The organism is Clostridium rectalis, assembly GCF_900626095.1.
GTDB lineage: Bacteria > Bacillota > Clostridia > Clostridiales > Clostridiaceae > Clostridium_AS > Clostridium_AS rectalis.
The window spans coordinates 192,234-216,487 of sequence record NZ_UYZZ01000002.1; the positions used below are offsets into that span (position 1 = coordinate 192,234).

Genomic DNA, 24,254 nt, shown 5'->3' on the forward strand with positions numbered 1-24,254 from the left:
TAGCACTTCCTTTCTATTTTATAATTTTATCAAGATAACTCTTTGCAAATAAAATCAAATATATCCTTAGCATATTCTTCAATAAAAAAATGATTTCCAGGAAATACTTTATAACCACACTCCATTCCCATCTCTTTATTCCATTTTTCCTGTGAATCAATAGCATCATTTGCACCATTTAGTACAGTTAATCTACATACTTTTTTTGAAAAATCTTGATTGTAATCAAATTGAGATAATAAACGTACATCATCATATAGATACGAAAAAACAATCTCCTTTAACTCCGGTTCTCGTAAGACAATTTCAGGAATTCCTCCTAGTTTTATAAAATAGTTTTCAAACTGCTCCCTTGATTTATTGCATATTTCTGTGTCATTTTTAGAAAGTAAGGACGTTCCTGATAAAAATATACATTTGGGAATGGAAATATTTTTATTAGAACTAATTTCTCTATACACCTGATAAGCAACTTTGGCACCCATACTATGTCCTAAAATAGCATAATCTTCTTTTTCATTAACCATTTTCTCAATTATTTGATTACTAGTAGTTTTAACTAATTCATCCCATGATTTTGGATAAGGGAACTTTTGTCGATTCCCTCGTCCATTATATTCTATAATATCTACCTCAATACGGCCATTAGTTAAACCTTCCCAACAGTTATATGGGCTCCAAATTGATCCTGCATAAGGTAACATAAAAAGCTTCAATCTAATACCCTCCTTATTTCTTTTATTAAATGTAACATTGAAATTTTTTTAAATTGTAAAAAACTTCTTGTACTACATCCACTTATAAAATAGTCATTATGATCACTTACGCTATATTTAAGATCATTGGATACAAATTCATTACCTGCTTTGTCAACAAATGAAAAGTTTAAGTCAGTTATTAAATCAGATATTCCTTCACCACTTCTTTTTACCGTTGATTCTTTAAGTGTCCAATATTTAATAAATAATCTTTTCACCTCCTCTTTATTACTAATATTTTGCAATATATGCAATTCATTTTTATGGCAGGCTATATCTATACACTGTGCTTCAAATGCATCAAAATCCTGTACATCTATTCCAATAGAATCTAATGAAATGCAACAAGCTACACAATTTTTACAATGACTAATATTAACATCAATATTAGGATAATTTTTAAGAACTGGTCTTCCATTTACTCCAGTTTCTATTATTATTTTCTCACTTTTTTTGTATTGGCTATATACCATATAATGAAGAAGTAAATACCCTAGAGTACTAAGCTTCTTGTCTTGTTTTTGGTAATAAAAATTAATTCTTTCCTTTACAGAAGGTGAAAATATTTTTATTAATGGTTGCAAATACTCATACTTAATCAACTCAATATCATCTATATATAAAACTGTATCTAACATATACTTCATTTTTCTTTATTTTTTTCTAGTTCTAGTTCTATAGAATTAGACTTACTAATTAGTATACTAGGCAAATCTACATTACAAGTATGACTTAATGGATAAATAATGAAAATTCCTTTCTCACATAAACTAAAAATAATTTCTAGTCCTTTAGCCCTTCTGTCAATTTGAATGTTGTTTTGTACCTGGGTAACTTTCTTCATATCCCATTGAAACATTGACTGATTATTAATTGAGTAAATTTGTTGAAAATCATACTTCTCATTAGCAGATGTAAAAATATGAGAATAATTAATGTATTTTAAAGATTTCTCTTTTTGCATTTCACATATTTGGTTGGAAATACTGTTGCCTATGGATGATTGTTCAGGCCAAATTATTAAGGGCAATATATCTAGGTAGCACCCTATAGAATTAGAATCTTTCATTGGTAGAAAACGTCTATCATTTTGAACAACGTAAATTGGTATTGGCATTATTAAATCCATTCCATTAGAGTTTGCAAATATTATAGTTCTAGCTAAAGTTGTAATAACATTCCATGTATGCTCCATATAATAATTAAGCATTTTTTTATTCAATGGTATTACGCATGAACTTACTGAATATTTATTATTTAGTGGATAATAATTTACATATCTGTTTTTTATCTTAATAAAATCTTTCACCAGTTCATACTTATAACTTATATCAGTTGTTTTAATGGTAGATAATTCAAAAGTTTTTTCTGAATTATTTAAGTTTGTAAAAATTGTTTTGCCTATTGCCTCAGTAAATAATTCCTCACTTTCTTTATCCCAAACAGCATGTGAAGCGATAACATGTATAATATATTTGTTCTCTGATTGTTTAATTAAAGCAATACTATTTAACCTCTTTGATTTCCTATAACTATTTTCTATATCAAAAGATTTTTTATGATGTTTTCTTATTAGGTTTGTTAATTTTCTTGACGCTTGAGTATCATCATATATCATTATAGGTAAACTGTTTGAATCCAATTGGTGCTCTTGAATTTTATAATTATTTTCATTGCAAATAAAAGAGGAACGTAATGCTGGCTGGGATTTTATAATCTGAACTAAATGCTCAATAAAAAACTGCTCATCTTGTGGGTATACCACTTTTTCTAACTCAAAAAACACAAGATTGTTTTCAAAATTTTTCAAAAAGTGTTCTTGAAGACCTACTACATTTACAGCTTTGCAAATTGGTTTAGACAAATAACTTTCCTTATGAGTACAAATGCCCTTTAAATCTGATGATAACATCTCATTTATTTGAATTTCATAAGAACTAGCTACTTTATTTATCTCACTTTCAAATAAGCCTAACAAACTTTTTACCCACTCTAAAGGAAAATATGAAGTATCAAAAGCCGCCACAGCCTGGAATTTATTGCCAATCTTTGCCATATTTATCGATAATGGGGCTCCAAATTTATTATGTTTAGAAATCTCTGAGGCGAAACTAATATTGCTTGGTGAAAAAATTTCACTTGATTCCATAGTTATATTAAGATTTCCATGGTAATTGAATGTAACACAGGCATTTGCTCTTTCTAATTTTGAATTGCTAACTAGCAATCCATAACTTAATCCATTATTAGGTATATTATCCAGCTCATGTTGTACCGTTAGTAAATCTAAATAAGAATCCTTACCTATATTTTCTACAACAAATGGAAATATTGTAGTAAACCATCCAATTGTTTTATCTAATTCTATTGTTTCATTAAACTCCTCTCGTCCATGCCCTTCTAAATTTATAGATACAATTGAATTAGAAGTGATTTGAGAGATTACTCTGATTAGCGACGTTAAAAACAAGGTTCTTAAATCTAAATTTTGTGATAAAACCAATGAGTTTAATCTCTCCGCAACTTTGTTAGATAAAACCTTATTTAAAAATTGAAATTCCCCTTCTTCCTCTGATGCTATTTTATTAATATACGACCTCTTAACCCCTTGTATTTTTTTTAACCAATAATTTTTACTACAAAGAATTTCTTTATCATTAGAGTATTTGCTTAACGCATTACTCCATTGTGAAAACCTCATTGTTTTTGGAAGATATAAATGTTTATTTTTATTAAAAAATGCAGAATAAAATTGCATAAATTCATCTAAAAAAATACTCCATGACACCCTGTCAATAGCTATGTGGTGTATTGTAATAAAAATATAATTAATACTTTCAGTTTTAATTACTGAAACATGATATAAAGGACCTTTTATAATATTTAAACTTTTTTGCTCTAATTTTGTTAAAGATAATATAGTATTTTGAATCTCTTCATCAGTTTTAAGATTAAATAGTTTATAAATAGCAACATCTGGAATTATATGTTCCTTCATACTTTCTATATATGGTTTTTTATTGAATGTAGCTCTAAGTATGTCATGTCTTTCAACAATTTTTTGTAAGGCATATTTAATTCCATCTTTGTTAACATCAGAAGATGTTTCTAATAAAACAGATTGATTAAAGTAATTTGGTTCCTTTAAATTTAAAGAAAAAAACTCTTTCATTATTGGTGTTAATTTAAAATACTCTGATATTTCTTCACTTTCTTTCTTGTTTTCTAAAGTAATCTTTTTAAGACTTTTAGTTATATCCTTTAAAATCCTTTTATTAATTATATCTTTAACTCTGATATTATAGCCTTTATCTCTTAGCTTAGAAACAATACTTATAGCTTTAATAGAGTCACCACCTACAGCAAAAAAATCATTATTTAAAAATATATCCTCTGATTTTAAAACTTCTCTAACAATATCAAGTAAATCCTTTTCCATTTTTGTTTCAGCTTGTAATATAATATGATTATTACCTTTAATCTCAAGTGACGGTAATGATTTTCTGTCTAATTTACCATTCAAAGTAAGAGGTAGTTTTTTTAACTTTATAATATGTGTGGGAATCATATAACCTGGTAATTTAGTTTTTAAAATTGTACGAATATCTTCTGTATCTAGATTTAAGTTAGAAGACATATATGAACAAATGTATTTTTCCCCATTAATCTCTTGAACAACCGTTGCTGCTTCTTCTATTCCTTCAATAGCTAAAATTGAATTCGTAATCTCATCTAATTCAATTCTAAAACCTCTCATCTTTATCTGTTCATCATTCCTACCAATAATATCTACTGTACCATCGCATCTCCATTTCACAATATCACCTGTGCGGTAAATTATCTCATTAGCACAAATAGGATTATTTACAAATCTTTTTTTAGTAAGCTCAGGTAGATTCAAATATCCAGAAGATAAACCAGGCCCTGATAAACATAATTCACCTAGCATACCAATACCACATAGTTCATCATCTCGTAAAATGTATGCCTTAGTTTGATTAATAGGTCTTCCAATAGGTATGGGCACATCTTTTGACCCATTTATTCTATGTGTTAATGCAAAAGTAGTACATTCCGTTGGACCATATCCATTTATTAAAGTAGTTGTTTTATTATTCTTGAAGAAAAGGTTAATATGGTAATCAGATAATTTTTCTCCTCCAATTAATAACTGTTTGAGACCATTAAAAATTGTATTATCAATAGAAACCATTTGATTAAACAAGGCTGCGGTTAACCACATGGTATTTATTTTATATAATTTTATACATTGTTTTAAATCATTTGGATTTGATAGTTGCTCTTCTTCAGGTAAATACAGCTGTCCACCATTTAACAATGTGCCCCATATTTCAAAAGTTGAGGCATCAAAGGCAAGTGATCCTGATTGCAAAAGCTTTAAATTTTTAAAATCAGCATAATTGGCATCCACCACTAAACGAATTACACTTTCGTGACGAATGATTGCACCTTTTGGTTTTCCTGTTGTTCCAGAAGTATAAATTAAATATGCTGTATCAAAATATTTTACTTTCCTTTTCTTTAATAATACTTGGGAATGGTTATCTATCATTTGTGTTATATTTAGTGTTTTTATATTATCAACTAAAAATTCCTTTTCATTACTTACTAAGACTACTTTACAGCCACTATCTTTTAAAATATACTTTGTTCTATCAATTGGATTCTGTGGATCTATGGCTAAATAAGAACACCCGGCTTTTAGTATGCCTATAATTCCAATAATTGTATTTGAATTTTTAAATGCTTGTACTGCTACACATTGCTCAGATTCTAAACCTTCACTAATTAATATATTTGCTATTTTATCTGATGCTTCATCTAACTCCCTATAGCTTAAGCTTATCTTGTTATCCACAATAGCAATACTATCATTGTATTTATTCACTATTTCGTTAAATACACTAATAATCGTTCTATCATCTTTTTTTTCTATATAATTATTTGTACTAAATTCTAAAATTTTTTCTACCTCTGCTTTATTTAAAAAATTTATATTTGAAATAGTATTTAGTGGATTTTTTAATACATTAAAACAATACTCCATAAAATAATCAATATACTGTTCCATAGTATCTTTTTTAAATAGATCAGATTTATATTCCCATATAATATCAAATGTATTATTAGAAAATCCGAAATTAAAAGTTAAATCGAATTTAGAAGTAGTAGGTGCATAGAAAAATGGCTCTAATTCTACATCCTTAAACTTAAACTTATCTCTTGAATCAGTATTTTGATAAGTAAACATAATATTAAATAAAGAATTATTGTTTTTACTATGAAAATTATTTACTTTATTGACTAATTCATTAAAAGGATAGTCTGAATAATCAAATGCTTTTATACACTTCCTTTTAACTTGCTCCGCATAAGAAAAAAATGATTTACTTAAATTTACTTCATTTCGAATAGCTAAGGTGTTAACAAACATTCCAATCATATTTTCAGCTTCAACATGATTTCTACCAGCAACAGTTGTTCCTAAAACTACATCAGTAACTCCACTATGCTTTGCTATAAAGCTTGAAAATAATGCCATCATCACCATATACTCAGTTGCCTTTACTTGCTTACAAAAATTAATAATATTACTACTAAGTTTTACACCCATTTTTCTTTTAACAATATCCCCACAAAAGCTTTGCTTTGATGATGGTGGAAAGTCATAGGGTAAAATTATTTCTTTAATTGGTTCTTTGTACTCTGACAACCAAAATTCTTCTGATTCTGTTTGATCCTGGCTTCTTAACCATGCACTATAATCTTTATAATGAATTTTTAAAGGCTCTAAAGAGATGTCTTCATATAGTTTTGATAATTCTTCCATAAAAATACTAACTGATGAACCGTCAAATACTATATGATGGATATCAATCATTAAAAACTCTTCATTCTCTCCTATAGCAAGCCCCACTCTTAAAAGTGGAGCTTGTCCTAGATCAAAGGGACGAACAAAAGAATCAATAATATTTTTTATTTTATTTTTTCCCAAAATATACATTTCTATATCAATATTAACTTTATCATTAACTATTTGAAAAAATTTTCCTTCTACGATTTCAAAATGTGTTCTAAGAATTTCATGACGCAGTATCATTTTTTCTAAAGCTTTTTTAAATTTAACCCTATTGAGTTTTCCATTAATCCTAAAAATTGAAGGAATATTATATGCAATATTATCTCCTGAAATTTTTTCCGTAGCAAATAATCTTTGTTGCACTTCACTCATTAAATATCTTTTTTGCCCCATTAAAGATCCTCCTTTGCAACCATTATTGTTGCTGAAATTTCATCAGCACTATTAGAAATAATCATATCTATTTGTCTAGCAATCTCTCTTACAGTTCTGCTCTCCATTATCATACTTAAAGGTATTTTTTTTCTAAAAGCCTGTCTTAGTAAATTAGATAATTGTGTGGCTTTCAAAGAATGTCCACCCAGCTTAAAGAAATCATCTGTGGCACCAACCTTCTCTAATTCCAACAATTGTTTGAAGCAAGTTGCAACTTTTTCTTCTGTTTCCCCTTTAGGTTTTATAAATTCATGTTTTTTATTAAAATATGGATTTGGAAGATCCTTTATATTAATTTTTCCACTTGGAGTAACTTCAAATTTAGATATTCTAACATAGTATTTTGGTATCATATATTCTGGTAAATTCTGCTTTAATTTTCCCTCTATTTTTTCAGTACTTAACTCTTCACTAGATGTGAAATAAGCAACCAATGTGATATCTCCTTCAATTTTCTTAGCTACTACTATAGCTTCAATTATTTCAGGAATTTCTTTTATTTTAGAAGCAATCTCATCAACTTCTATACGCAATCCCCTAATTTTTACCTGTGTGTCTATACGTCCAATATAACGAATATTTCCATCTTTCATCCACATCGAAGAATCACCAGTATGATAAATTCTTTGTTCTTTATCTAAAGGATGTGAAGTAAACACCTCACCTGTTAGTTCTTTATTATTAATATAACCCTCTGAAAGTCCATATCCTCCTATACATAATTCACCGGGCATTCCTATACCACAAAGATTACCATCCTTACCCTTTATAAAAGCTGATACATTTGCAATTGGTCTCCCAATAGGTATAGAGTTGTATTCTCTATTATCAATTGTATATGCTGTAGAGCAGACAGTTGCCTCAGTTGGTCCATAAAAATTATGTAGCAAAACTTTATTATTAGTAAGTTTTAAAAATTTTCTAGCACAAGCCACTGAAATTACTTCACCAGCAACGCCAATCTGTTTAGCACATAAAAGCTCTTCTACCTTTCCGTTTTTCTCTACATAGTCAAGCAAAATAGTTAAGTATGAAGGAACAAAAATAACCGTAGCATTTTTTAACTTTGATAAAATATAATCAAAATTGTTTCTTGCCTCATCATCGATTATTTCCAATAAACCACCTTTAATTATTGATGAAAAGTATTCAGGAATTCCCCCATCAAATGCAAAGGCAAATTGCTCTAATAAAATACTTCCTTCTTTAAAACCTAAATAATTTGATTGCCATTGAACCATATTGGACAACGCTTTATGTTTAACCATTACACCTTTTGGTTTTCCTGTAGTTCCAGAAGTAAACACAATATAAGCATTGTCTTCACCTGAAATATTTGGAAATAATATTTTTGAAAAGAATTTATTGAAAATATTGTAACAGCTTATATAGTCAATTTCTAAAGTAGCAGCAAAATCAATATATTTATCTTCAGTAATAACTAAGCTGGCATTACTATCTTTTAGCATATATTCAATACGTTCTAAAGGTAACGTAGGCATAATTGGTAAAAACGTATATCCAGCTTTCATAATTCCATAAACTACAGGAATTGTATAAGCACTTCTATCCATAATTACACCTATAACACCTTTTTTATCACCCATTTTTTCAAGAATAAATTGGGCAATATTATTTACTTTTTTACTTAATTCAGTATAAGTAAGTTTATTATTACTGTCCGAAACTGCAATTTCATTTGCATTTTTTTTAGCTGCTTCTTCAAAGAGGTTAATAACAGTTTTATCACTTAGTTTATTAGATGTATTATTAAATTCCATCAGAATCTTATTATATTCATTTTCATCTACAAGTTTAATATCATTCATAAAATTATTATTATGATGAACAATTCCCCTTATTGCATTGCATAAACGTTTAATTATAATATTAGCATCATATTCAGTTAAAGATTTAGTTTCAACCATAAGTTTAATATTTAGTGTTTTTGATATATTGGCACTTAATGCAACTGGATATATAGTCTGTTCTCTATAACTCTCAATCTGATTAAAAAGTGAATTATCTTCTTCAGTAGTTCCAGAGTCATAATTTTCAAATACAATTGTAGAATTAATTAAGTTTTCCCCTAAACTACTAGTTTTTTGGATTTCGTATAAAGGACAAAAATCATTACTACTACTATTATTACTTTGCTCCTGAATTTTTTGCAGCATCTCAGTAATGTTAACATTACTTGAAAGATCAATTCGAACAGGAATTGTATTTATAAAAAGGCCTACAGCATCTATTAATCCTTCCACATTTTCATTTCTACCAGAAACAACTTTTCCAAATACTACATCATCAACGCCAAACAATCTTTGTAATACCAGCGCCCAAGCAAGCTCCAATAACGTGTTAGCTGTTATTTTATTATTTGATATAAAAGAAAGGATATCTTTAGTTTCTTTTTCAGTAAATGAGTAGAAATATGCCTCAACTTCATTTTCTGAGTATTTAGGATAATCTGATGATAAAAATTTCCCTTGTGTGTCAAATCCCTTAAGAAGATTTTTCCAGTAATCAAGTGCTACATCCTTATTATGTTTATTGATTTCTCTAATATATGGCTCAAGTACGAAATCTTTTTTTATTGTTTTAGAGATATCCTCCTTACTTTCCCCCCAAAATAATCTATTATAATATTCATTTGTTTTATTAATAATTATTGGTAGACACCATCCATCCATAATTATATGATGGAAATTAATTATTAGATATTTATTGTAATTTGAATCTACTATAACAACAACATTAAACAAACTATCCTTTTCGAAATCATATTTTTTATTAAGAAGTTCTTCCTTTGTTTTAGATAAAATATCTTCAATAAGTTCATTTTCGCAAACTTCAATCATTTTAAAATCTATTTGACGATTAGATAAAATAACCTGTCTAGGAATCTTTACATCTCTATAAAAAATAGAAGTTCTTAAAGCACTATAAGTTTCACATAGTAGTTCAAAAGACACCTTTAATAATTCCAAATCACAATTAACATCAATGCAATAGCATGTTTGAATTATATATGCTGTAGAATCTGGATCTAGTATTTTACTATATAACATACCTTGTTGCATATTAGTTAATGGAATAATTTTATCAATTATCTCTCCTTTTGATTCAATATTTGTTATAACAGAGGTAAATTCTTCATTACTCCATTCCAATTCTCCGTAATCACTGGCAGTTTTAACATATAAATCATCTAGGGACTTTGTGAAAACATTTATTTCTGAATTTAAAGCATATTTTAATGATTGTATTTCATGATCACTTATTACCTGATTGTGATAAAAAATATCAAAATTAAACTTTCCGTCCATAACATAGCAATTTATTGTAAGTGGTGATTTTATTGCATTATATTCACTAATATCTTCCTTTTTAATTGAGCTTTCAATGTTAAATAGTGAGTGGAATTTTCCTTCGCCTTCGCTATTTACTTCCCCCAAGTAGTTAATTGAGACATCTGAAGTAATGTTCTCTAGTTCTGACCCAAATGTTGACAATACCCCATAACTTAATCCATTTAAAGGAACCCTATTAATAATTTCTTTTATATTATATAAATCCACATTAAAGTCATTTTCTGATTTAATCACTATGGGATACATGCTTGTAAACCATCCTACAGTTCGATCAAGAGGCGAATTAAAGCCAATATCCTCTCTACCATGGCTCTCAATTGTCAAAGGCACTTCATCTAATTGCCAAATTTTCTTAATAGAACGAACAGTTATTGCTATAACCAAATGAAAGAATGAATAACCATACTTATTTATTTCATAAACATCTTTTAAAATAGGAACTGAGAAAGAAATATTTTTACTAATTATTTTCTCTCCATCTACTTTTGGAAACAACTTTACTCTTTTTAAAATTTTATTAATATTTTGCCATAAAATTAAATCTTTTTTTGAAGCGTAGGATAAAGAGTATTCCTTTAACAATTTTACCCATTCCAAATATGAAGTTGTTTTTTGTAGGTTAATGTCTTCCCCATTTTTTATAGCTGTATAAATATGATTTAAATCATCAATAATTATATTCCAAGAAACAGCATCAACTATTAAATGATGACAAATAATCCAAACATATGATATTCCTTCTCCCTTAAAAAGAATAACTTTTATCAAAGGTTCTCCAGCTAAACTAAACTTAGATTGAAAACTATTCCCTATTTCCTCAACTTGTCCTAGAAAATTTATACCACTACCTGATATATTAAATTCATAAAAACTAAAGTTAGTATTTTCTCTATATAAATTAATATACTGCTCTCCATTAGATACAGTCATTCTCAACATGTCATGATGAGAAAGTAATATATTAAAGCTCCTTTTTAATATCTCCTTATTAATCTCCCCACTATAATTAAGCAACATAGATTGATTAAAATGATTAGGTCTTTTTAAATTAAGTTTATAAAAATATTCCTGTATTGGGGATCTCTGAACTTTACCCTCAAAATTTTTATTTACCAACTTAACATCATTAATTGTTTTTGCTTTCAGACATATTTCCTTTACTGATTTTGCATTCATAATACTTCTAATATCAATTTGGTAATGGTACTCCCTCATTCGTGCACTAAAACGTATAGCTTTAATTGAATCTCCCCCAAGCTGTAAAAAATTATCTTCCATACTTATTTTGCTTTCATTTAATATAGTTTTTAAAAGCCCAGTAATAGTCTTTTCTTTTTCGGTTACAGGTGGAACATAACCTTTTTGGTTATCCTCCATTGGCAATGGAAGAGATTTATAATCAATTTTCCCGCTTGGTGTTTTAGGAAATTTATCAACAATAATAATGGAATCTGGTATCATATAATCCGGTAATATTTTTCCAATCTGCTTTGTTATATCTCTTGGGGATATAAGATCTTCTGTTATTACATAAGCAACTAATTTTTCATAATTTTTATATTTTTTAGTGGTTGTTATTGCTGCTTTCACACCCTCACAATTCATTAAAACTGAAGAAATTTCTTCAAGTTCTATTCTGTGTCCTCTAATTTTTATTTGTTGATCTATTCTTCCTAAATACTCCACATTTCCATCAGAAAGCCATCGTCCTAAATCTCCAGTTCTATATATAATTCTTTTAGTAATCTCAGCATTGAACTTAAATTTCTCATTGGTTTGAGCAATATTATTTATATAACCTGGCGATACATTTTTCCCGGAAAAACATATCTCACCCACCATTCCTACCCCTAGTAAATTTTCATCATCCATAATATAAATATTAACATTATTAATAGGTTTTCCAATGGGAGGAGATGTACTAGAATCAACATTCTCACAATCATAATAAGTTGTAACTACTGTCCCCTCTGTAGGCCCATAAAGATTTGTAAGCTTTAATCTTGATAAACCAGTTACTCTTTCAAATTTTTCTATTAATGATAAAGATAGCGCCTCTGCACCTACATAAACCCTTTGTACATTATCAAATACACCTCCCTTTTGTGTCTCCTCTAAATAATTTAGATATTCATTGAAAAATGAGGGAATTAACAACATATGTGTAGTTTTATGAGTTTTTATAGATTTAACTAATGCTAGGAAATTATTTTGTTCTTCAGTTGTAAGAAGTTGAATAGCTGCTCCAGTTAAAAGAGCAGAAAAAACCTCCCAAATAGACGCATCGAAAATAAATGTAGACTTCTGTAAGATTACACTTGATGGTTTAATTTTGCCATGATTAATCTGCCAATTAACTAAATTTGAGAGCCCTTCGTTCTTAATCAAAACGCCCTTTGGCTTCCCTGTACTTCCTGATGTATATATTATATACACTGGATCATCTTTAGTTGTAATTACAGTGTCAAAAGTTACTCCTGTAAGGAGATTATTAATATCAATATAATGATAATTTATATTATCCTTTTTCTCTAAATTATTATATTTACTATAATATAATATATTTTTCACTTTGCACTCTTCTAACATATAAGTAACTCTTTTTATAGGCATGTCCAATTCAATAGGTAAATATACGCCACCTGTTTTAAGTATTGCAATAATACCTATAATCATTTCTGGAGTTTGAGATGTTTGCAATCCAACTACATCACCCTTTTTCACACCATTATCCTTTAATTTTTTTGCTAAATTATTAGCATAATTGTTTACCTCTTCATATGTTAAATATATATTGTCATAAATAATTGCTGTATTATTAGGATATTGGTCTACAATTTCTTCAAAAGTACTAATTATGCTACTCTGTCTAATATTAGACTTATAACCTGGTGATATTTTGTTAAGAATTAATCTCTTTTCTTCAAATGATATACAAGATACTTCCGCTACACTAATAGATGCATTATTTATTAAACTATTTAATAAATTTCTAAAATGTCTAGAGATTTGCTCAATAGTCTTTTCTTTATACAAATCAGTATTATATTCCCAATGCAATAAGTAACTTAAATTACTTTCTTTCTTAACTGTTAAAGTTAAATCAAATTTAGATACACCTAAATTAGTAGGATAAATTTGGCAACTACAATCTCCAATATTTATGGGCTTTGAATTTGCTATCTCATATGAAAACATTGTATTAAACACTGGATTACTAGTAAAATCACGTTCATTTTTCATCTTTTCTGCTATCAATTCAAAGGGATATTCTTGATTTTCAAAACCATTAAGACTCGCTTCATGAACATGTTGAAGAAGGTCAATAATACTACTGTTTTTATCTATATTCAAATGTACAAAAATAGAATTAACAAACATTCCTATCATATTTTCTGTTTCACTAAGGGAACGACCTTGCGTAGGAATTCCTACTACAGAATTATCAGCATAGTTATATTTAGCAAGAAGAATCATTAAAGTAGTTAAAAATATGGTATTCTCTGTGAAACAATTATCCTTACAAAATTTTGATATATTCTTACTCATTTCATTATCAATGTAATTTAATATTGATTTCCCATTAAAACTCTGGTAAGATGTCTTTGCAAAATCCACTGGGAAAAGCTTAGCCGTTTCATCAGTTATTTTACCTAATTGCTCATTCCAGTACTTCTCCTCATCTTGAAAATCAAGTGAGTTATGCCAAGCAGCATAATCTTTAAATTGCAGTTCAATATCTGGTAAATCAATACCCTTATATAAATAATCTAATTCTTCAAGAAGTATTTGCGAAGAAGTACCATCAAAGATAATATGATGTGTATCAATCATCAAAGCCTGACCATTATTACCATAATCAATTAACTTCATTCTAATAAGAGGAGCTTTGGATAAATCAAAAGATTTAACAAATTGTTCTATGTCTTTATCAATATCCTCTATACTTGATTTTGCAAAATCCACTTGAACATCAACTTTTTCATGGATAATCTGTAAAAACTTATCCTGTTTAATATCAAATGAAGTACGAAAAGGTTCATGGCGTTTACAAAGTGCCTTAAAAGCACTTTGTAAATTACCGTAATCAAATGAACCTTTAGTTGTTATAACTAATGGAATATTATAGTTTATGCTATTTTTATCCACTTGGTACAATGCATAAATTCTTTTCTGAGATGAACTCATCATATAAACCTTATTCATTGATAATAACCTCCTTTGCCTTACTCATTTTAGATCTTTTTTTACAAATTAACTCTCTACTTTCTACTAAAGCCGCTAACTCCTTAATTGTTGAATTTTCAATAATATCTCTCAAAGTTATATGCTTACTAAACACTTGTTCAATTTTTCTAGATAATGATGTTGCTAAAAGTGAATGTCCTCCCAAATTAAAGAAACTATCATTTACACTAACTTCTTTAAGATTTAAAATTTCTTTATAAATACTACATAAGGCATCTTCTTCTTTACTATTAGGTAAAATAATATTTTTATGGATTAGTTTCGGTTTTGGTAAATTTTTTTTATCAAGTTTTCCACTTTTAGTTGTTGGAAAATGACTTAAGGAAATTATCTTTGATGGCTGCATATACTCTGGTAATTTTTTAGAAATATATGATTTTATTTTTTTTACATCAGCATCTCCAATAAAATAAGCAACTAACATATCATTATATTCTCTATAAACTACAACAACTGCTTCCTCAACATTATTAATTTCCATAATCGTAGACCTTATTTCTTCCAATTCTATACGGAATCCTCTAATTTTAATTTGATTGTCTTCTCTTCCTAAATAAATAATATTTCCGTTATTATCCCAATAACCTAAATCTCCAGTCTTATAAATTATGCCTTCATTAATAATTGGATTTAATATAAATGATTTTTTATTCTCTTCAGGTAAATTTATATACCCTTTAGAAACACCCTTACCTCCTATACAAATTTCCCCTGGAACACCTATGCTACAAATTTCATTATTTGGTCCAAGAATATAAATTTTTGCATTGGCAATTGGACGACCAATTGGTATTTTTTGTGATTTATTAAAATTAGAAAAATCAAAACAAGTAGCACAAACTGTACATTCTGTAGGTCCATATAAGTTTCTCAATGTAGATAGATTTTTACCTGTAACTCTTTTATATTTTTCTATTAATTCAACATTTACACTTTCCGCTCCCAAAAATATAATTTTCAAGGAATCCAAGCTATAGTTTCCTTTAAATTTTTCTAAAGTATCAAGTAAATAACTAAAGACTGTTGGAACCATTAACATATGGGTTGTTTTTGATTTTGTAATCACTTCCAAAACTTTTATTAAATCAGCATTTTCTTCATCAGACAATAATTGTAAACAACCACCTGATTGAGTAGAAAGAAAAATTTCCCAAACTGATGCATCAAATATATAATTAGATTTTTGAAGTATCACACTACTTGGACCAATATTTGCATCATTCATTTGCCATTGAATTAAATTCATTAGGTTATTATGACTAACAGCTATTCCTTTAGGTTTACCAGTGGTACCTGATGTATAAATTATATAGGCCATGCTTTCACCATTTATATTAAGATTTAAATTAGACACATCCTTAGCAGAATAAAAATCTACTACTTTATATTTACAATTAAGTTCTGGATTAATGTTAGAAAGAACTACAGATACATTACAATCTTCCAACATATAATTAATTCTATCTTCTGAATAATCTGGTAAAATAGGTAAATATGTAGCTCCCGCCTTTAAAATTGCATAAATACCAATTATCATCTCAATAGAACGATTAGTAAATAATCCAACTACTTCTCCAGAACGTACCCCTTCATCTCTTAATTTACGTGCTATTTTATTTGCTTCCTTATTTAATTCCATATAAGACATACTGAAATCCTTAAAGGAAATTGCTATTGAATAGGGTGATTTTTTAACCTGATTCTCGAAAAATTCAACAGCTGTACTATTTGTAATTTCACATTTTTCCCCTTGTACAAATTCTTTTAATAATCTGTTTTCTTCAAATGCATTAATTCCCGTATGTTTGGAAATTTCCAAAGTTGGGTTTTCAAGTGCTTGCTTTAAGAAAGTATAGAAACTATTTGCTATTCTTTCAATTGTGCTTTTCTTAAACAAATCAATATTATAATCCCAACATAATTTATATTGACCTTGCAATTCTTTAACTGTAAGAACTAAATCAAATTTAGCAGTCTTATTTGGTAATTCCAATAATTTAAAATTGGTCGTTCCAAACTTGTAATCTTCTAAATCAAGATTTTCCATAGCTATCATTACATCAAAAATAGGATTTTTAGAAATTGTTCTATTTACACCTAAATCCTTAACAATAGATTCAAATGGATAATATTGATTTCTATACGCGTCTAAAAAAGTATGTTGTGTCAAATGAACTAATTCTAAGAAATTTTTTGAAGAATCAATTATTGAGTGTATCACAACTGTATTTACAAACATACCAATCATATCGGAGGTAAATGAATTATCCCTTCCAGATAGAGCTGTGCCGATAGATACATTATTATTTCTTGATAAACGTGAAACTAAAGTTTCAAGGCAAGATATAAATACAATATAAGGTGTAATTTTTTTTGTATTAGAAAAATCATTTACCTTTTTAGATATTGTGTCTTCTAATTTTAAAACTACAGTATCTCCATTAAAAGACGCCCTTTTATTTCTAGGAAAATCTAGCATTAATTCAGAAGTTTCTTCATAATCACTCAATTTTTGATACCAGTATTCTTTTTCTCTACTCTGATCTTTACCATTAATCCATGTTGAATAATCCTTATATTGATACTTAAGAGGTTTAATTTCACTATGGTTATATAACGTACTAAGCTCTTTTAAAAAGATTGAAACTGATCCTCCATCGAAAATAGAATGATGAATATCGAAAAAAACATATTTGTTACCATTTATCACAGTTAAAAGATATACCCGGATTAAAGGTTCACTCTCAAGATTAAAAGGCTTCCTTAAATCTAATACATTAATTAAAAAATTTTCACAATCAACGGTTAGTTCCATCAAAGGAACTTTTACTTCTTTTTTTACCACCTGAATAAAATCTTTATTTGATACTACAAAGTTTGTTCTAAATATTTCATGTCTTCTACACATAGTATCAATTGCCTCTTGTAATTTTTCTAGATTAATTTCACCATCTAGTTCAATCAAAATTGGAATATTATAAATCACTCCACTATTATCCAACTCTGTAGACATATAGATACGTTTTTGAGCTGGACTCATCTCAACTTGTACATCTTTTTTTATGTTTAATGATTGAAAGGTATTGCTTTTACTATCCATTTTCTCAATAATATCAGCAATTTTTTCAACTGTTCTTGCCTCAAAAATATCTGAAATTAAAGGACGAACCCCCAATAATTTATCTATCTGGCTTGATAAAGACATAGCTTTTATTGAATGTCCTCCTAGTGTAAAAAAATCATCTTTTAATCCTACATTTACTTTTCCAAGTACTTTTTCAAACGCTTTTGCAACACTTTTTTGTGTAGTTGTTTTTGGTTCTACATAATTTTCATTAGATTCAATTATTGGGCTTGGTAACTTATTAGTATCTATTTTCCCATTTTTATTTAAAGGAAATTTATCTACAACCATAATTACCTCTGGAATCATATATTCAGGAATTATTTCAAGTAACTTTGAACGGACAAACTCTATATTATAAGTAGTATTTCCTTTTATATATGCACATAAATAATTACCGTTACTACTGTCAATCACTTTAACAAATGCATCACTTACTATATCTAATGATTTTAAAGCATTTAATACCTCTCCAATTTCTATTCTAAACCCTCTAATTTTAACCTGTTTATCAATTCTTCCAATATATTCAATAGTTCCATTACTTAACCATCTAACTAAATCTCCTGTTCTATATATTTTTTCATTAGGTAATTCAGGATGAAGTATAAATTTCTCTTTTGTGAGTTCTTGCAATTTCATATATCCATTGGCAACACCATCTCCACCCAAACAAAGCTCTCCTAACATTCCTATTCCTTGAATTCTATTTCCTGATAAAACATATGCCCTAGTATTAGAAATGGGTTTTCCAATTGGTATATCCTGTGGAACAGGAATATGTACTTCTTGGCATAAAGCAAAAGTAGTACTCTCAGTAGGTCCATACGCATCTATAAATTTTACATGAGGATTGTTATTAAGAAAATCAACAACTGGTTTTCTAGAAACTTTATCTCCACCAACCAATAATTGGGTTAGTCCTTCAAAAGTGTGGACATCTTCATTAATTAATTGATTAAATAACGCCACTGTAACGAACATTGTATTAATATTATTATTTTTAATAGTACTTTTTAACTCCCCAGCATTAAGTAAAACTTCATTACTAGGTAAGTAAACTTCACCCCCATTTAACCATGCTCCCCATATCTCAAATGTACACGCATCAAAAGATAATGAGCCAATTTGCAATGTTTTAATATTTTTAAAATCCACATAGTTTGTATTTTTAACCAATCTCACAATATTATTATGTGTAATCATTGCTCCTTTTGGATTTCCTGTAGTTCCAGAGGTATACATAACATACGCCAGACTATCTGGTTCAGATTGAATAGTTACATTATTTAAGAAATCGTTGTTTTGTACTGAATCAAGATATATTTTATTTACAGATATATCTTCATTAATGGAACTTATTTCTAAATCCTTATATGTCAAAAACGCAACCATATCGCTATTAGATACCATATATTCTAATCGCTCTAAAGGTTCCTTAGGATCTAATGGCAAATATGCTGCACCAGCTTTTAAAATAGCCAACAATCCTATAAGTGTTTCGTATCTTTTAACAGCAGAAATTCCAACAATATCTCCCTTATTAACCCCTATTTCAATTAATTTACTAGCAATATTACTTGCCTTCTTATTTAAATCAGCATAAGTAATTCTTTCTTTTTTATAACTAAGAGCAACATCATTTGGTCTTTTTAAAACTACTTCATCAAATAAATCTATTACACTCTTTTTACTAGGATATTTTGTTGAGGTCTTATTATAATCAAATAAAACTTTATTCTTCTCAATTTCAGAAATTATATTGATTTTATCCAATGAAGTTTCAATATTTTTATAAAGCAATGAAATAAGACGTATAAAATTATCACTTACCCTTTGGATTTCTGTTTCATCATACAATGAGTTATCGTATAAAAATTTAATACTGTAATTATCCTTTGAAATAATATCAATTGTTAGTGGAATACTAACAGACTCTATTGTCTCTAAAAATTTTAAGTCTAATTCATCTGCCTTCAGGTTTTCAACCTCCTCATAACTTTCAAAGGCAACAAGTGAATGAATTAAGTCCCCACCTAATAATGATTGGTTCTGAATATCTGCTAAAGAAACTTCATCATGATTACTGCTCTGTAAATATTGTTTCTGCATATCTTCCATTAAATTGTAAACTCTTTCTTTACCTTCAAATTGAACTCTAACAGGTATTGTATTTATAAATAACCCTAAAGCCTCGTTGATTTGGGATATTTGTGAATTCCTTCCGGACACCACTCTACCAAAAACAACATCCTTTGAATTATTGTATATTTGTAATAATATTCCCCAAGCAGTTTCAAAGAAAATATTGGGAGTAATATTTTTATTTTTACATATTGAACGAATCCTGTTACTATCTTCAAAAGACAACGTTCTGAATATTTCATTTTTCTTCTTACTCATTGATCTTTCTAAATACTCTGGCCTAATCTCAGCTTTTTTATTATAGTCATATAAAAGACTATCCCAATATAATAAATCCTGCTCATAAGTAAAACTATTCTTCTTTCTTATCCATTCTTCAAATAAATTATTTGATTTTGTATCTTCTAATTGGATTGAAAAATCCTGTCCTGATTTTAATAAATAATAATAATAACATAAATCTCTCAATATAATAGAAGTACACCAACCATCTATAATTATGTGGTGAAAAAGTAAAATTAGTTCATAATTGTTAGTTGAACGTCTAATCAAAATAAACTTTATAAGTTTATCATTTTGTAAATCAAATATTGTTTTAGATAAATTAGATAAAATTGAATTATATTTTTTAGTACTCTCATAATCACCCAATAAATCAATATAATTAAAATCCGCTTTATAGTCTTTAAAAACAACTTGTCTAGGTACCGAAACATTAGAAAAAATAATTTTTGTTCTGAGAGAAGGATGTCTCTTTATTAGCAACGACAAGCTTTTTTCAAATAATTCAGGATCTATATCCTTGTTAGAAACATATTTTGATAAAATAACATAGTTCTTACTATCAGGCTTTGAAATATATTGGTATAAAATTCCTTCCTGCATTGATGTAAGAGGTATAATAGTCTGAATAGATTGATTTTTATCATTTACATATTGATGAAAGTTATTAAACTCCTTAATTGACCAATCCATTTCCCCAACATCTGAAGGCGTAGTTATTCTTTCTACACAATCAATACAATGATTCACTAATGCTTTTAATTCTGTCAAAAAACAGTTCTTAATTTCTTCCACAAAAGCATGATTACAATACCCCTTATAATATTGGAAGACAAATTCCAAATGTCCTTCAACAATAGAACCATCTATAGTAATTGGTGTACCAAAACGATTTTTAGGATCTATTTCATTACCAAATTCTATTTCCTCAATATTTATAGGGAATTCTTCTTTTTTTGAATCAAATTCACCTAAATAATTGAATGTAATATCACAACTATGCTCCAACAGTTCAGAACTTCTATATGCTTTAATTACACTATATCCTATGCCTTTATTAGGTACTCTTCGCAAAGTCTCTTTAGTATTTAAAATATCCTCTTTTATAGACTTACCAATATTAGATGCTGTTACTGGAAAAATCGTTGTAAACCATCCCACGGTTCTTTCTATAGATATTGGTATATGTAGTCTCTCACGGCCATGACCTTCCATGCACACACTTACTGTAGTGTTGCCGGTTACTGTATTTATTGCTCTAAAAAGAGCCGTAAGCAAAATATCATTAATTTTTAAATTATATGGTTTCAGCGCCCTCTCAAATAGATTCTTTTTAAAATTTTTCGAAAGAATTAAAACCTCTTTTCCAAATCCATAATCAGCTTCTTTTTCTTTTCCTTTATAAGAAAAATTAGTATTTTCAGAAACTTTATTCCAATAATCAATTTCACTTGAAATTATATCTGTTTTACTAAATTTTTTTAAATTATTTGCCCATTCTAAAAAAGACGTAGTTTTCATTGGAAGATCAATTGGATTTTTATTTATCAATTGCTTATATGCAGTATTTAAATCTTCTATTATTATTCTCCATGATATACCATCTACTACCAGATGATGTATAGCCAGCAAAACATAAGTAATTTTATCATGAATAAAGCACACAGTCTTAACCAAGGGTCCTTTTGTAATATCAATATTTGATTGAATATCCCTATCTATCTTTAATATTTTCTTTTTAACTTCTTCTTTACTCATAAAAGATTCTAAATTATATACGTTAAAGTCTACTGCTGCATCTTTTATGGGTAAAACAATTTGTTTATTTCCATTGTAAGTAGCACGAAGCATATCATGATATTTTACAATATTTTGCATTGCCGTTTTAAGTGCACCTAAATTCAAATTACAGCCTTTTAATAAAAAAGTTTGATTAAAATGTGAAGGGTTTTCTAATTGGCTAGTTAAATATTGTTTTTGTATAGGTGTTAGTGGAACTTCACCTGATATTTTATAATTATCTCCCCTAAATTTTTCTATTTTCACTAAATGCTTTGCAATATCCCTAGGAGTTTTTTTCATCATAATTTCCTGAAAAGGTATAGTAAATCCTTTTTCTCTTAATTTTGATGCAACACATATAGCCTTAATTGAGTCTCCACCTAACTTAAAAAAGTTATCATATACACTTATTGGTGAAATCCTTAAGACATTTTCCCATACTGAAAGGATAACTTCTTCTTTTTCTCCTTCTGCTGCAATATATTGGGTACTTTTAGCACTGTTACTTGGATTAGGCAACAGTGTTATGTCTAATTTTCCATTTATATTATAAGGAAATGAATCTATTTTTATGGAATATCTTGGTACCATATATTCCGGTATAGATTTTCTCAAATAACTTTCTAAAGACTCTACATTTAATTCATCTTTACATATATAATAAGCACATAAGAATATATTATTGTAATCATCCTTCATTGGAACAATGGCTACTTCTTCAATTGAACTATATTTTAAATATTTATCTCTTATTTCTTCAATTTCAACACGTTGCCCATTAATTTTAATTTGATTATCTAACCTTCCCATAAAAATAAGATTCCCATCTGAACGCCTCTTTACCAAATCTCCAGTACAATAAACTTTAGAGTCTTTACAAAAAGGATTCTCTATAAATGCAGTTTTATTTAATTCCTCATTATTTATATACCCTTTAGCAACAGCAATTCCACCAATCCACAATTCACCTACCTCATCAATATCACATAACTGATTGCTTTGTGACATTACATATACATTAATATTAGGCAAGGGCTTGCCAATAGGTATCCCCTCTTCTAAAGCCTCAAATGTTGAAAAATCATAGTATGTAGTACAAATTGAGCTCTCTGTTGGACCATATAAATTTGTGATTATTGAGAGGGATTTTTTAGTTACTTTACAAAACTTTTTAAGAAATTCAATAGTTGACGCTTCTCCTACTACATAAAGCTTTTTTAAACTTTCCCAACAATCATCCATTTTAGATCTGCTACTATAATCTAACAGAGCTGAAAGTACAGTAGGAACCATTACCATGTGTGTAACTTTATATTTTCTAATAGCATTAAGTAACAAACCAAAATCATTATTTTCATCCTCTGTTAATAAACGAAGTTCCACTCCCGCAAATAAAGCTAAAAAAATTTCTCCTACTGCCGCATCAAAAGAGCAGGTAGCCTTTTGTAACATTACTGAGTTTTCTGTAAAATTTGCATGTTTAGCTTTCCATTTTATAAAATTTACAATACCCATATGTTTTACCATTACACCCTTTGGTCTGCCGGTCGTACCAGATGTGTAAAGAATATACGCAACATCCTCTGATGACATACTAGTAATAGGGCCTATTTCACTTTGATCTTTCGTATTAATAATTATATTTTTTAAATTAGACAAATTTGATAATAACTTCTTATTATTCTCCTCTTCAATTAGTACCATCTTTGCACCACTGTCTAAAATAATATGCTTAATTCGATTCTCAGGCAAATTAACATCAATTGGTAAAAACGAATGACCAGCCTTTAATATAGCCAAAATACTTGTAATCATATTTTCTGATCTTCCTATAAGTACTGCAATAACTGATTTAGGAGTAAAGTTCTTTTTAGATATTTCTAAGGCAATAGCATTTGACATTATATCTATATCATAATATGAGTAACTTCTATCTTTTATTGATAATGCAACTTTATTAGGATTCTGTTTTAGTTGATTATAAAAAAAATCAATTAAAGTTTCATTATTATTTTTTTTCTTTAATTCTACAATTTTGCCATCATTAATATCTATTTTATCTACAGTATTTTTCATAACATTTCCCCCTTTTGTATTTATGCCATATCTTAAACGCAAAAATCTGAATTATTTAAATAATATTTTTGATAAAATTTTATATTTCCGTGTTAGTATATATCCAATGCTCATATAAATTAATTTAATATAATTACTCATTGATTGGA

The 24,254-nt window shown here is 28.1% G+C and carries 5 protein-coding genes; all 5 read right to left on the minus strand.

The features are described 5' to 3' along the window. Positions 1-29: 29 nt before the first annotated feature. The 5 genes from EJL03_RS03690 to EJL03_RS03710 are packed head-to-tail and all read right to left on the minus strand — an operon-like array spanning position 30 to position 24,105. Complete coding sequence (locus EJL03_RS03690) at positions 30-716, minus strand: thioesterase II family protein (RefSeq protein WP_125152624.1); 687 nt, start codon at positions 714-716, stop codon at positions 30-32. Further along, the gene (locus tag EJL03_RS03695) at positions 713-1,405 is read right to left on the minus strand and encodes a 4'-phosphopantetheinyl transferase family protein (protein WP_125152625.1); all 693 of its coding nucleotides are present in this window, start codon (positions 1,403-1,405) and stop codon (positions 713-715) included. The genes EJL03_RS03690 and EJL03_RS03695 overlap by 4 nt, the downstream gene beginning before the upstream one ends. Beyond that, positions 1,402-7,032, minus strand: a complete 5,631-nt coding sequence (locus EJL03_RS03700; RefSeq protein WP_125152626.1) for a non-ribosomal peptide synthetase — start codon at positions 7,030-7,032, stop codon at positions 1,402-1,404. Before EJL03_RS03700 ends, EJL03_RS03695 begins: the two co-directional genes overlap by 4 nt. Continuing rightward, complete coding sequence (locus EJL03_RS03705; RefSeq protein WP_125152627.1) at positions 7,032-14,654, minus strand: non-ribosomal peptide synthetase; 7,623 nt, start codon at positions 14,652-14,654, stop codon at positions 7,032-7,034. Before EJL03_RS03705 ends, EJL03_RS03700 begins: the two co-directional genes overlap by 1 nt. Next, positions 14,647-24,105 carry a non-ribosomal peptide synthetase gene (locus EJL03_RS03710; protein WP_125152628.1) on the minus strand — a complete coding sequence of 3,153 codons (9,459 nt, stop codon included), beginning with the start codon at positions 24,103-24,105 and terminating at the stop codon, positions 14,647-14,649. The genes EJL03_RS03705 and EJL03_RS03710 overlap by 8 nt, the downstream gene beginning before the upstream one ends. Positions 24,106-24,254: the final 149 nt, after the last annotated feature.

Excerpts from the sequence above, each read along its gene's own strand:
- EJL03_RS03695 (WP_125152625.1), bottom strand. The coding sequence starts at position 1,405 with ATGAAGTATATGTTAGATACAGTTTTATATATAGATGATATTGAGTTG.
- EJL03_RS03700 (WP_125152626.1), bottom strand. The coding sequence starts at position 7,032 with ATGGGGCAAAAAAGATATTTAATGAGTGAAGTGCAACAAAGATTATTT.
- EJL03_RS03705 (WP_125152627.1), bottom strand. The coding sequence starts at position 14,654 with ATGAATAAGGTTTATATGATGAGTTCATCTCAGAAAAGAATTTATGCA.
- EJL03_RS03710 (WP_125152628.1), bottom strand. The coding sequence starts at position 24,105 with ATGAAAAATACTGTAGATAAAATAGATATTAATGATGGCAAAATTGTA.